Source organism: Pseudomonas sp. NBRC 111131 (assembly GCF_001320525.1).
Taxonomy (GTDB): domain Bacteria; phylum Pseudomonadota; class Gammaproteobacteria; order Pseudomonadales; family Pseudomonadaceae; genus Aquipseudomonas; species Aquipseudomonas ceruminis.
The window spans coordinates 105,300-118,729 of the sequence record NZ_BCBH01000017.1; the positions used below are offsets into that span (position 1 = coordinate 105,300).

The 13,430-nt window shown below is 63.4% G+C and carries 11 protein-coding genes; 1 reads left to right on the forward strand and 10 read right to left on the reverse strand.

Features of this window, described 5'->3' with window-relative positions:
- Window positions 1–35: 35 nt before the first annotated feature.
- The 10 genes from lysS to APH34_RS16810 form a co-directional block, all read right to left on the reverse strand.
- Entirely contained in the window at window positions 36–1,538 is a 1,503-nt protein-coding gene (gene lysS, locus APH34_RS16765) for a lysine--tRNA ligase (RefSeq protein ID WP_054902152.1), read from the reverse strand.
- Between the two features lie 93 nt (window positions 1,539–1,631).
- A protein-coding gene (gene prfB, locus APH34_RS29250; protein WP_156358090.1) for a peptide chain release factor 2 occupies window positions 1,632–2,727 on the reverse strand; the annotation gives its coding sequence in 2 pieces (ribosomal slippage) (window positions 1,632–2,654 and window positions 2,656–2,727; 1,095 coding nt in all).
- A 129-nt stretch (window positions 2,728–2,856) separates the two neighbouring features.
- Window positions 2,857–3,861, reverse strand: a complete 1,005-nt coding sequence (wspR, locus tag APH34_RS16775; RefSeq protein WP_054902154.1) for a Wsp signal transduction system regulator diguanylate cyclase WspR — start codon at window positions 3,859–3,861, stop codon at window positions 2,857–2,859.
- Between the two features lie 42 nt (window positions 3,862–3,903).
- Window positions 3,904–4,917 (reverse strand): chemotaxis response regulator protein-glutamate methylesterase, encoded by a 1,014-nt coding sequence (locus APH34_RS16780; RefSeq protein ID WP_054902155.1) that lies wholly within the window; start codon window positions 4,915–4,917, stop codon window positions 3,904–3,906.
- Window positions 4,914–7,193, reverse strand: a complete 2,280-nt coding sequence (locus tag APH34_RS16785; protein ID WP_054902156.1) for a hybrid sensor histidine kinase/response regulator — start codon at window positions 7,191–7,193, stop codon at window positions 4,914–4,916. The genes APH34_RS16780 and APH34_RS16785 overlap by 4 nt, the downstream gene beginning before the upstream one ends.
- Complete coding sequence (locus APH34_RS16790) at window positions 7,190–7,852, reverse strand: chemotaxis protein CheW (RefSeq protein ID WP_054902157.1); 663 nt, start codon at window positions 7,850–7,852, stop codon at window positions 7,190–7,192. The genes APH34_RS16785 and APH34_RS16790 overlap by 4 nt, the downstream gene beginning before the upstream one ends.
- Window positions 7,849–9,099 (reverse strand): CheR family methyltransferase, encoded by a 1,251-nt coding sequence (locus tag APH34_RS16795; RefSeq protein ID WP_054902158.1) that lies wholly within the window; start codon window positions 9,097–9,099, stop codon window positions 7,849–7,851. Before APH34_RS16795 ends, APH34_RS16790 begins: the two co-directional genes overlap by 4 nt.
- A complete protein-coding gene (locus APH34_RS16800) occupies window positions 9,096–9,602 on the reverse strand; it encodes a chemotaxis protein CheW (protein ID WP_054902159.1) in 507 nt (168 codons plus the stop codon). Before APH34_RS16800 ends, APH34_RS16795 begins: the two co-directional genes overlap by 4 nt.
- 5 nt (window positions 9,603–9,607) lie before the next feature.
- Window positions 9,608–11,230, reverse strand: a complete 1,623-nt coding sequence (locus tag APH34_RS16805; RefSeq protein WP_054902160.1) for a methyl-accepting chemotaxis protein — start codon at window positions 11,228–11,230, stop codon at window positions 9,608–9,610.
- Window positions 11,231–11,356: 126 nt separating this feature from the next.
- Window positions 11,357–12,043: a tellurite resistance TerB family protein gene (locus APH34_RS16810; protein WP_054902161.1), complete on the reverse strand. Its 687-nt coding sequence runs from the start codon at window positions 12,041–12,043 to the stop codon at window positions 11,357–11,359.
- 217 nt (window positions 12,044–12,260) lie between these two features.
- Between APH34_RS16810 and ydcS the strand changes: the two genes are divergently transcribed.
- On the forward strand, window positions 12,261–13,412 hold the full coding sequence (ydcS, locus tag APH34_RS16815; RefSeq protein WP_054902162.1) for a putative ABC transporter substrate-binding protein YdcS: 1,152 nt from the start codon (window positions 12,261–12,263) through the stop codon (window positions 13,410–13,412).
- Window positions 13,413–13,430 lie beyond the last annotated feature (18 nt).

Sequence of the window (13,430 nt, forward strand, 5' to 3'; positions counted from 1 at the left end):
AAAAGCCGCCTCGAAAGGCGGCTTGTTCAGTTCACTCAGGCCTGCGGACGCATGTGCGGGAACAGGATCACATCGCGAATCGACGGCGAGTTGGTCAACAGCATCACCAGGCGGTCGATGCCGATGCCTTCACCAGCGGTCGGCGGCATGCCGTACTCCAGCGCGCGAACGAAGTCGGCATCGTAGTGCATGGCCTCGTCGTCACCGGCGTCCTTCTCCGCTACCTGGGCCAGGAAGCGCTCGGCCTGGTCCTCGGCATCGTTGAGCTCGGAATAGGCGTTGGCGATTTCGCGGCCACCGATGAACAGCTCGAAGCGGTCGGTCACGGCCGGGTTGTCGTCATTGCGACGGGCCAGCGGCGACACTTCGAACGGGTATTCGGTGATGAAGTGCGGCTGCTCCAGCTTGTGCTCGACCAGTTCTTCGAAAATCATCACCTGCAGCTTGCCCAGGCCTTCATGGCCAAGCACCTTGGCACCGGCTTTTCTGGCGATCTCACGGGCCTTGTCGACGTCCTGCAGGTCGGCGGCGGACAACTGCGGGTTGTACTTGAGGATCGAGTCGAACACCGACAGGCGCACGAACGGCTCACCGAAGTGGAACACCTTGTCGCCGTACGGCACGTCGGTGCTGCCCAGCACCAACTGCGCCAGCTCGCGGAACAGCTCTTCGGTGAGGTCCATGTTGTCGCGGTAGTCGGCATAGGCCTGGTAGAACTCGAGCATGGTGAACTCGGGGTTGTGCCGGGTCGAAACGCCTTCGTTACGGAAGTTGCGGTTGATCTCGAAGACCTTTTCGAACCCGCCGACCACAAGGCGCTTGAGGTACAGCTCCGGCGCGATACGCAGGAACATGGCCATGTCCAAGGCATTGTGGTGGGTTTCGAACGGCTTGGCGGCAGCACCACCGGGAATGGTTTGCAGCATCGGCGTTTCGACTTCAAGGAAGTCGCGCTCGGTGAGGAACTTGCGGATGTGCGAGATCACCTGCGAACGCACACGGAAGGTGTGGCGAGTTTCTTCGTTGACCATCAGGTCGACGTAGCGCTGGCGGTAGCGCTGCTCGGTGTCGGTCAGGCCGTGGTGCTTGTCCGGCAGCGGGCGCAGCGACTTGGTCAGCAGGCGCACGTTGGTCATTTCGACGTACAGATCACCTTTACCGGAACGCGCCAGGGTACCTTCTGCGGCGATGATGTCGCCAAGGTCCCAGGTCTTGACCGCAGCCAGGGTCTCTTCCGGCAGGGTCTTGCGGTTGACGTAGACCTGGATACGGCCGGTCATGTCCTGGATGACCATGAACGAGCCACGGTTGAGCATGATGCGACCGGCAACCTTGACCGGGATCGCTGCAGCTTCCAGCTCTTCCTTGGTCTTGTCGACGTATTGCTTCTGCAGGTCGTTGCAGTAGCTGTCGCGGCGGAAGTCGTTGGGGAAGGCCTGACCCTTCTCGCGCTCAGCGGCAAGCTTTTCCTTGCGCAGGGCGATCAGGGTGTTTTCTTCCTGTTGCAGGTCTTGCGATTCGGTCTTGAGGTCGCTCATGTCGTCATTCTTTCCATCAGGTATTCGTTGCCCTTTTCGGGCAGGGCACGCGATACCGGCGGGCGGCCTGGTATCGCGGCGGTGGTGTGCGGCTTACAGCCCCTGCTTGAGGCTCGCTTCCAGATACTGGTCGAGGTCGCCGTCCAGAACCTTCTGGCAATCGCTGCGCTCGACGCCGGTGCGCAGGTCCTTGATGCGGGAGTCATCAAGCACGTAGGAGCGAATCTGGTGACCCCAGCCGATATCCGACTTGCTGTCTTCCAGCGCCTGAGAGGCGGCGTTGCGCTTCTGCATTTCCAGCTCGTACAACTTGGCCCGCAGCATTTTCATGGCGGTATCCTTGTTGGCATGCTGGGAGCGTTCGTTCTGGCAGGCCACCACGGTGTTGGTCGGCACGTGGGTGATACGCACCGCGGAGTCGGTGGTGTTCACGTGCTGACCGCCGGCGCCCGAGGAGCGGTAGGTGTCGATACGCAAGTCGGCCGGGTTGATCTCGATTTCGACCTTGTCGTCGATCTCGGGCGACACGAACACCGCCGAGAATGAGGTGTGGCGACGGGCACCGGAGTCGAACGGGCTCTTGCGCACCAGACGGTGCACACCGATCTCGGTGCGCAGCCAGCCGAAGGCGTACTCGCCCTTGATGTGCACGGTGGCGCCCTTGATGCCGGCGACCTCACCTTCGGAAAGCTCGATGATGGTGGCGTCGAAACCGCGCTTGTCGGCCCAGCGCAGGTACATGCGCAGCAGGATGTTGGCCCAGTCCTGCGCCTCGGTCCCCCCCGAGCCGGCCTGGATGTCCAGGTACGCGTTGTTCATGTCCATCTCGCCGCTGAACATGCGACGGAACTCAAGCTGAGCCAGGTTCTCTTCCAGGCTTTGCAGCTCGGTCACGACGTCGCTTACCGCGCCTTCGTCATTTTCCTCGACAGCCATGTCGAGCAGGTCCTTGCAGTCGGCCAGGCCGCCAGACAGCTTGTCCAGGGTCTCGACGACCTGGGCCAGCATGGCACGTTCGCGGCCCAGGGCCTGGGCATACTCGGGCTTGTTCCAGACGGCCGGGTCTTCCAGCTCGCGGTTGACTTCGATCAGGCGGTCATGCTTGTGATCGTAGTCAAAGATACCCCCGAATGGACTGGGAACGCTCGGTGAGGTCCTTGATGGTGTTCAGGATCGGTTGGATTTCCATGGGCTGGCTACTCGCGCGAATTCGGTGAAAAGCCGGGGAGTATAACTGAGTCTGGGGCTCGGCGGCAGACCCGCCGGGCGGTAGAAATCCGAATGGCCTCCTCGTCGGCGAGCCGACGGTGAGGCCCGTTCAGGCAATCCCCACCTGGTTACGGCCGCTGTCCTTGGCCAGGTACAAGCCCTTGTCCGCCGCCGAGATCAACTGCCGGCAATGGCTGCCCAGCGGTGGCGTCTGCGTCGCCAGGCCAATACTGACGGTCAGGCGCGAATCGGCCTGCGGCGCAGTGTGCGGGATAGCCAGGCCATGTACGGTCTGGCGCAGCTTCTCGGCGACCAGGCGCGCCCCGCCGGGCGAGGTATTGGGCAGCACCAAGGCGAACTCCTCGCCCCCATAGCGCGCTGGCAGGTCGGTCGGCCGCGAACAGGAGCCACGAATGGCTTCTGCGACCTGGCGCAGGGCCTCGTCACCGGCCAGGTGGCCAAAGCTGTCGTTGTAGACCTTGAAGTAGTCGACATCGATCATCAGCAGCGACAACTGCTGCTGTTCCCGCATCGCCCGGCGCCATTCCAGCTCCAGGTACTCGTCGAAGTGGCGGCGGTTGGACAGCCCGGTCAGGCCGTCGGAGTTCATCAGCCGCTGCAACATCAGGTTGGTGTCGAGCAACTGCTGCTGGCTCACCCGCAACGCGCGATAGGCCTCATCACGCTGCAGCAGCGTCAGGTAGGAACGGGAGTGATAGCGAATGCGTGCCACCAGTTCGATGGTGTCCGGCAGCTTGACCAGATAATCGTTGGCCCCGGCGGCAAATGCCGCGCTCTTGACCAGCGGGTCTTCCTTGGTCGACAGGACGATGATCGGGATGTCCTGGGTGGCCGGGTTGTTGCGGTACTCGCGCACCAGGGTCAGGCCATCCAGGCCCGGCATGATCAGGTCCTGGAGGATCACCGTGGGCTTGATGCGCATCGCCTGGGCCACGGCCTGGTGCGGGTCGGCGCAGAAGTGGAAGTCGATGTTCTCCTCGTGGGCCAGGCCACGACGCACCGCTTCGCCGATCATCGCCTGATCATCGACCAGCAGCACCATCGCCGAATTTTCGTTGGTGGTCGCAAAACCATCCATCGGTAGATCATTCATCCCTATTCACCTGACCACAGCCGCAGCGTGATTCACATATCGTCATTTTGCAAAGATTTCCATCAAGCGCCCGGCGATTCGCTCCAGCGGACGGATCTCCACCGCTGCATCGATTGCCGCGGCCGCCTTGGGCATACCGTAGACTGCGCTGCTGGCCTGGTCCTGAGCAATGGTCAGGAAGCCCTGCTGGCGCATCAGTTTCAGGCCCTGGGCGCCGTCGCGGCCCATGCCGGTGAGCAGCACGCCCACCGCATCGCCGCGCCAGTAGCGCGCCACGCTCTCGAAGAACACATCGATCGAGGGCCGGTAGATTTCATTGACAGGTTCGGCAGTGTAGGCCAACTGGCCATTCTGTATCAGGCGGATATGGTGGTTGGTGCCGGCCAGCAGCACTTGCCCCGGCTGCGGTGGCTCCCCCTCACGGGCCAGACGCACCGGTAGCCCGCACGCGCTGCCAAGCCATTCGGCCATGCCGGCAGCGAACACCTGGTCGACATGCTGGACCAGCACGATGGACGCCGCAAATCCCTTGGGCAGCCCTTTGAGCAACACTTCCAACGCGGCGGGCCCGCCTGCCGACGAGCCAATCGCCACCAGCCCACGGCGCTGCGCACTGTCACGCAGCGGCGCCGCGACCGGTTTGGTGGCCGCTGGGCGCTGCTGACCGATCAGCCAGCTGATGTTGAGTATCTTGCGCAGCAATGGCGCCGCCGCAGCGCGCGCATCACCAGCACCCAGGGACGGGGTGTCGACCACATCCAGGGCACCATGGCCCATCGCTTCGAACACCTGGTGCACGTTCTGCTTGCGATCGACAGTGACGATGACGATGGCGCAGGGCGTCTCGGCCATGATCCGCCGCGTTGCCTCGACACCGCCCATCACCGGCATGATCAGGTCCATGAGAATAAGGTCGGGGGTAAACTCGGCACACTTGCTTACCGCCTCGGCACCGTTGCTGGCCACCCACACCACCTCGTGCGCAGGCTCGAACGCCAAGGCTCTGCGCAAGGCTTCCACGGCCATGGGCATGTCATTGACGATGGCGATCTTCATCCCTGAGCACCTCCGATCAATTCCACCACGGCGTCCAGCAACGCATCGTCGTGGAAGCTCGCCTTAGCCAAATAGTAGTCGGCCCCGGCATCCAGGCCACGCCGCCGATCTTCTTCACGGTCCTTGTACGAGACCACCATCACTGGTAGCGACTGCAGCCGCTGATCACGGCGCACCAAGGTGACCAGCTCGATGCCGTCCATGCGCGGCATGTCGATATCGGTAATCAACAGGTCGAAGTCTTCACTGCGCAGGGCGTTCCAACCGTCCATGCCATCGACCGCAACGGCAACATCGTAGCCGCGATTGCCCAGCAGCTTGCGTTGCAGCTCGCGCACCGTGAGCGAATCGTCGACCACCAGGATGCGCTTGCGGCTGACCCCACGCCCGCCTTGTACGCCGCGCTCGATGCGTTCCAGGCGGCCGGTGCTGAGCAGCTTCTCCACCGAGCGCAGCAGGTCTTCCACGTCGACGATCAGCACCACGGAACCATCGTCCAGCAGTGCCCCCGCCGAGATGTCCTGAACCTTGCCAAGGCGCGGGTCCAGCGGCATCACCACCAAGACCCGCTCGCCGATCAGGCGCTCCACCGCCACCCCATACAACTGCTCGCGCTCGCGAATCACCACTACCCGCAAACTGCGTTCATCCCCCGGTGCGGTCGGCCGGTTGAGCAACTGGTTGGCAGCAACCAGGCCGATGTGCCTGCCCTCGTGCCAAAAATGCTGCCGGCCTTCGATCTGCACGATCTGCTCGGCGGTCACTTCCAGGGTGCGCTCGATATGCGCCAGCGGGAATGCATAGGCCTCACCGCCCACTTCCACCACCAGGCTGCGCACCACCGACAGGGTCAGCGGCACTTGCACGTGAAAACGACAGCCCTGGCCCGTTACCTGGGTCAGTTCAATCGAGCCACGCAGGTCACGCACCATATGCTGCACTGCGTCCAGGCCAACGCCACGGCCGGACACCTCAGTCACCTTGTCGCGCATGCTGAAGCCCGGCAGGAACAGAAAGGTCAGCAGCTCTGCCTCACTCATCTGCGCCACGGTATCGGCCGGGGACAGGCCCCGCTCGACGATATTGCGGCGCAACCGCTCAAGGTCGATACCACCTCCGTCATCGCTCAGTTCAAGCACAAGCAGGCCTGCCTGATGCGAGGCATGCAGGCGAATGGCACCCTCTTCTGGCTTGCCAGCCAGCAGGCGTAGCTCGGGCATTTCGATGCCGTGGTCGACGGCATTGCGCAGCAGGTGGGTAAGCGGTGCCTCGAGCTTTTCCAGCACATCGCGATCGACCTGGGTCTTTTCGCCATCGATCTGCAGGCGCACCTGCTTGCCCAGCGAGCGCCCCAGGTCGCGCACCATACGGCTTTGACCAGTGAGCACGTCGGCAAACGGCCTCATACGGCAGGCCAGCGCCGTGTCGTATAGCAGTTGCGCACGCTGGCTGGCCTGCCAGCCGAATTCGTCGAGGTCGGCAGCCTGCTGCTGCAGGATCTGCTGGGTTTCCAGCAACAGGCGCTGAGTCTGGGCCAGTGCTTCGAGCACTTCAGGGCTTTGGCCGCCTTCTTCGAGTTGGGCCTTCAGCCCGTCGAGGGCGCGCATGCCCTGGCCATGCATGCGCTTGAGGCGCTGCAGGGTGGCCAGGTAGGGCTTGAGGCGCTGGGTCTCCACCAGCGATTTGCTCGACAGGTCGAGCAGGCTGTTCAGGCGATCGGCAGTAACCCGCAGTACCCGCTCGGCCCCGTCTGCGCCGCGTTTACCGGCCTTGCGCGGCGCTGGCGGTTCAGCCTCTGGCTCAGCCTCGACCGTCACCGGCTCGGCGGCCAACGCAGCGAACACTGCAGGTTCTGGCGCCAGCGTTGGCAGCGGCACCGGCGCAGCACTTGGGTCGAGCAGGCCCGCCATCTGTACCAGGAACGCCGGCACGCCCGCTTCGCCCGACGGATCGCCGGGCGTTGCGATATGCAGCAGCAGGTCAGTGCCACGCAACAGTGCATCGATATGGTCCGCCCGCAACTGAAGCCGGCCCTCTTGGGCAGCCACCAGGCAATCTTCCATCACATGGGCGACGCTGACCCCGGCATCGATGCCAACGATCCGTGCGGCGCCCTTGAGCGAATGTGCCGCACGCATGCAGGCTTCCAGCTGGTCAGCCTGGGTCGGGTTGCGCTCCAAGGCCATCAGGCCGGTGCTGAGCACCTGGGTCTGGGCCTCGGCCTCGAGGCTGAAGAGTTCGAGCAACGATGCGTCGCGCATTTGCTCCGGGGTCATGACAGGCTCCGCTGTACGGCAGACAGTAAGTGTTGGTCGTCCAGCAGGCGCACGCTGCGTCCGCGCCATTGCAGTACGGCCGTGGTGAACGGCGCAGCGCCCTCGGCGACATCCGGCCATTCGAGGTCCAGATGATGAATGCCATCGATTTCGTCCACCGCCATCACCACCGGGCCACCCACCGCAGCCAGGATCAGCATGCGTGGCATCGCTCGGCCACTGTGCGGCTGCTCAGGCAAACGTTCCCCTCCCAACAGGTCACCCAGGGACAGGCAAGGCACCAATGCCCCACGTACATTGGCCACCCCTTGCAGCACCCGTGAACGCTGATGGGGCAACGAGTGCACCGGCTGCACTGGCGCGATCTCGGCCAGGCAGGCAGTGGCCAGGGCCAGCCATTCCTCACCCAGGCGAAACAGCAACAGCGAACGCCCGCTGCTGACCTCGACCGCGGCCGCTGGGGCCTGTTGATCCTGGACCAGGGTGTAGCGGTCCAGCAGGCGCGTGGCCGCTGCCGCATAGACTTCACAGTTGCGGCAGTGGATATGCCGCTCCAGCAACGGGCACTGCTTGTTGCCATGCACACCGATACGGTTCCAGCAGTCATCGATGCGCTCGTCGTCCTGAGCGAGCAGCCCGATCGCGTGTTCAACATTCATCGTTCAGCCTCCCGACCAGCGCGCGCCGCGCGTTCCTGCAGGCGCCGGGCGCCGGCTTCATCGCCCTGGGCAGCCAGCAGCGTGGCCAGGTGCAGCAAGGCTTCAGGGTGCTGCGGGTCCAGGTACAAGGCCTTGCGGTAGTGGGTCAGCGCTTGTGCGGCATCGCCTTCGGTATCGCTGAGCAGCCCCAGCCAGTAATACACCTGGGCCTTGGGCGCGAACTGGGCCAAGTAACGCTGGCAACTGGCGCGCGCCTGGCCGATATCACCGGCATTGGCCTGCTGCGCGATGATGCTCAGCAAGTCGCTTTCGCTCTCGCTTTGTTCGACGCGGGGTACGGCGACGGGTACCGAACGCCGCAGCACCGGTGCCGGCGCAGGCCGGCTCGACCCGATGGGCGCAGACGGTAATGGCACGCTGCGCGCAACCGGCTTCGGCGCGGGCGGCGGCTCCACAACCTGGCGCACATAGGCGAACGACTGGGCGATCCCCAGCGGGCGCATGCCCAGCCGCGCCAGCAAGCTCCCCTCGGCCGGCCCAATGAACAGCACACCCTGCGGCTGAGCCAGGCCCTTAAGCACCTCGAAGACACGCTGCTGGGTCGGCACATCGAAGTAGATCAACAAATTGCGGCAGAACACGAAATCGTACTGGCCGTTGCGCCTGGCCAATACCGGGTCGAGCACGTTGCCCACTTGCAGGTTGACCTGCTGCCGAACCCGCTCATCGAGCTGATGGCCATCATCGCGCGGGTGGAAATGCCGCTCGCGAAAAGCCAGCTCGCTGCCACGGAAGGAATTGCGCCCATACACCCCCTGCACCGCCTTGGCCACCGAGTTGGGGCTGATATCGATACCATCGATATGGAAGGAGGCTGGGTGGATTCCCGAGTCGAGCAGGGCCATGGCCAGCGAATAGGGTTCCTCACCGGTAGAACAGGGCAGGCTCAGCAGCCGCAGCGGCCGTTCGCCGGCGAGTTCTGCCAGGCGTTTGTGGGCCAGGCCGACCAACGCGGTGAATGATTCGGGATAACGGAAAAACCAGGTCTCCGGAACGATCACGGCCTCGATCAGCGCTTGCTGTTCGTCTACCGATTGCTGCAGGCGCAGCCAATAATCGTCAAGGTCGGCCGCCCCCAGCGCTACACAGCGCTGCTGCAAGGCTCGCTCGACCATCGGCACACCCACCGATTCGACATCCAGGCCGATACGCTCCTGCAGAAAGCGAAAGAACGGTTGTGCGTTCATGGCCGCACCTGCTGCGCCGACGCATCCGGGTACAACAACTGGCGCACGGCATCGCTTAGCAGGTCGTCCACCTCGATACGCTGCAGCAACCCCTCGGCGTCCTGGCGCACCGGGCCCAGGTACGGCGCTTCGCCGTTGTCCAGGCCATAGGGCTGAAAGGCTTCCGACGGGCAGCGCAGGGTTTCGGTAGCCTGCTCGAGGATCAGGCCCAACTGCTGGTCGCCACGGTAGCGCACAAGGACCAGGCGCGTACTGGTGCGCTGGGCTGAGGGCTGGGCGAAGGCCAGCGCGCACAGGTCGATTACCGGCACCAGCACACCGCGGTGGGCCAGGATGCCGGCCACCCAGGCCGGTGTGTGGGCGATCGGCTTGAGTGGCCGGCATGGCAGCACCTCGATCACCTCGCGCACATCCAGGGCAAAGCGCTGGTCACCCAGACGAAACTGCAGGTACAGCGAGCCCTTGGTACTGGCTGCTGCCGTTTGTGGAGGCAGGTCGTTCATGACAGTCAGACTTTGAAGCGCGATACACCGCCGCGCAGTCCGGCGGCCACCTGGCTCAACTCGTCGATGGCGAAGCTGGCCTGGCGCAGCGACTCTACCGTCTGGGTGCTGGCATCGCTGAGCTGGGCCAGTGCCTGGTTGATCTGCTCGGCGCCGGTTGCCTGGGCCTGCATGCCTTCGTTGACCATCAACACACGCGGTGCCAGGGCCTGTACCTGATGAATGATCTGGCTCAGTTGTTCGCCCACCTGCTGCACCTCGAACATGCCACGGCGCACCTCTTCGGAAAACTTGTCCATGCCCATCACGCCGGCCGACACCGCCGACTGGATTTCCCGCACCATCTGCTCGATGTCGTAGGTGGCCACGGCAGTCTGGTCGGCCAGGCGCCGCACCTCGGTGGCCACCACGGCAAAGCCACGGCCATATTCGCCGGCTTTTTCAGCCTCGATAGCCGCGTTGAGCGACAACAGGTTGGTCTGATCGGCAACCTTGACGATGGTCACCACCATCTGGGTGATGTTGCTGGCTTTTTCGTTGAGTATTCCCAGCTTGGCGTTGACCAGGTCAGCCGCCCCCATGACCTGGTGCATGGTTTCTTCCATGCGCGCCAGGCCCTGCTGGCCAGAGCCGGCAAGGCTCGAGGCCTGGTCAGCAGCACTGGTGACTTCGGTCATGGTGCGCACCAAGTCCCGTGAAGTGGCAGCAATTTCGCGCGAGGTGGCGCCGATTTCCGTGGTGGTGGCAGCTGTTTCGGTGGCCGTGGCTTGCTGCTGCTTGGACGTGGCGGCAATTTCGGTGACCGAAGTGGTGACCTGTACCGACGAACGCTGGGCCTGGGACACCAGGTTGGCCAGCGCCTCGGCCATTTCGTTGAATCCGCTTTCGATAGCGCCGAACTCGTCCTTGCGATCCAGGCTAAGGCGCATGCTCAGGTCACCTGAGCGCAATTTGTCGAGGGCATGCACGATGCGCTGCACGGGCGCGGTGATGGCGCGCATCAGCAGTAGCCCACAGATACCTGCGGCAAGGATGGCCAGCAGCAGCGAAATCACCATGCTGCCCTTGGCCGTGCTTACCGCGCTGACGATCTCACGGGTGGCGCCGTCGGCAGATTGCCGGTTGCGCTCGATGGTGTCGTTCAGGTGCTTGCGCCCGTCCACCCAGGCCGGGGTGAGCACCTCGATGATCAACCGTTCGGCTTCGGCGTAGTTGTGTTGGCGATAGGCTTCAAGCACCTCGCCTACCAGCTTGATGTAAACCTCCTCAAGCTTGATGAATGCGTCGAAACTGGCCTGGTCGTCGGCATCATTGATGGTGGTCTGGTAACTGGCCATGTGCTGTTTGAGCCGGTCTTCGAAGCTCTTGAACAGCTCCATGTCTGCCGGTGTGATTTCGCGGTGCCGCGACAACCCCACCAACTGCTGGCTGGTGACATAGCTGTCGACCCAGGCGCTGCGGATCATCGAGCTGTAGTACACCCCGGGAATGCTGTCGGTCCCCACTGCCTCCTCGGCACTTTCGATCGTCACCAGCCGCGAGTAGGCGGCCACGACCATCAGCAGCATGATGGCGATGATCACGGCGAAACTTGCCAGGATCCGTTGGCGCAAGGTCCAGTTCTTCACATTCAGCCCTCAGGAATTCACAACGAGCGGGGAAAATCGCCGAAGTATAGCCCAGGCGTTCTACGCTTTTGCGGCTGAAATGCAGGGTTTTCAGGCATCCATGCCTAATTGAAGGCCATTTGCCACCTAATTGGCCTCGGCAAGCCTTATTTGGCTTTCCAGTTCCTGGCGCAAGGCCGGGTCCAGGCGCAGTTGCCGGGCCAGTTCGTCCAGGTAAGCGCGCTCCATGAAGTTTTCCTGATCGACCATCATTACGCTGGCCAGGTACATCTCGGCGGCCATCTCCGGCGTTTGCGCCGCGCGGGCAACGTCAGCCGGATCAAGGGGCTTGTTGAGCTCGGCATGCAGCCATTGCTGCAAGGCTCGGTCGCTGTCCAGGCGAGTGAACTCACCTTCGATCAGGGCACGCTCACGCTCATCGATATGGCCATCGGCCTTGGCTGCCGCCACCAGTGCCTGCAGGACCGCCTGGCTGTGCTGCTCGGCCTCGGCCGGCGGCAGGTGATCGAGGGTTTGCGGCTCGGCCCCCTGCCCTGCGCCCTGGCGTGCCTGCCAGTTGCCGTAGGCTTTGTAGGCCAACACCCCGAGCGCAGCCAGGCCACCGTAGGTAATGGCCTTGCCGCCATACTTGCGCGCTTTCTTGTTGCCCAGCAGCAAGCCCATGGCCCCTGCCGCCAGGGCGCCGCCGCCAGCGCCGGAAAGCAGCCCGCCCAGGCCACCGGCACCAGCGCCTGGCTTGCCTGCGCCGGCCTGCTTGTTGAGCAGTTCCTGACCGGACTTGAGCAGTTGATCGAGTAGGCCCCGGGTGTTCATTCGCGCATCTCCACGGTATCGAAGGTAATCAGCAGAGTAAGGCCTGCCCGGGGAGAGGCCATCCTTGCATTTGCATCTGGATGTTGCGTTGGCTGGCCAAAAGCCAACTAGACTCGAGATCGCCATCAACCTGCGCAAGCGCACTACGCTTATAACAACCGCTTTACTGCTTTCTTGATGACTGCCCCGACCAAGATCTCCAAGAAGAGGGAACACCATGTCAGTGCACAAGACCGCATTGCTCGGCGCCATGACGGGCGCCCTGCTGGCCAGCGCCAGCCTGCAGGCCGCCGAAATGCCAAAGGCCCTGGGAGCCAGCGAAGGCCAGCTGGATATCGTCGCCTGGCCCGGCTACATCGAGCGTGGTGAAAGCGACAAGGCGTATGACTGGGTCACAGGTTTCGAAAAGGAGACCGGCTGCAAAGTCAACGTCAAGACCGCCGCCACCTCCGACGAAATGGTCAGTCTGATGAACAAGGGCGGTTATGACCTGGTCACGGCCTCCGGCGATGCCTCGTTGCGCCTGATCGTCGGCAAGAAAGTGCAGCCGATCAACACGGCCCTGATCCCCAACTGGAAGAACATTGACCCACGCCTGCAGAACGGTGGCTGGTATGTGGTCGACAAACACATCTATGGCACCCCGTATCAGTGGGGGCCGAACGTGCTGTTGTACAACACCAAGACCTTCACCCAGGCGCCCACCAGTTGGAGCGTGGTGTTCGAGCCGCAGAACCTGCCCGATGGCAAGCCCAACAAAGGCCGGGTGCAGGCCTACGATGGGCCGATCTACATCGCCGACGCGGCGCTGTACCTGAAATCGGCAAAGCCTGAACTGGGCATCCAGGACCCCTACGAACTCAACGAAGCCCAGTACAAGGCCGTACTCGAGCTGTTACGCCAGCAGCAACCGCTGATCCACCGTTACTGGCACGACGCCACGGTGCAGATGAGCGATGTGAAAAACGAAGGTGTGGTCGCCTCCAGCTCGTGGGGCTACATGGTCAACGGCCTGAAGGCCGAGAACCAGCCCGTGGCCTCGACCATTCCCAAGGAAGGCGCTACTGGCTGGGCTGATACGACGATGCTGCACAGCGAGGCCAAGCACCCCAACTGCGCGTACAAATGGATGGACTGGTCACTGCAACCGAAGGTCCAGGGCGACGTGGCAGCCTGGTTCGGTTCGTCGCCAGCCGTGCCTGCGGCCTGCACCGGCAGCGAGCTGCTGGGGGCCGAGGGCTGCAAGACCAACGGCTTCGACAACTTCGACAAGATCGCCTTCTGGAAGACCCCACAGGCCCAAGGCGGCAAGTTCGTGCCGTATAGCCGCTGGACCCAGGATTACATCGCGATCATGGGGGGGCGCTAAGGTCCACTGAGCCTGCAC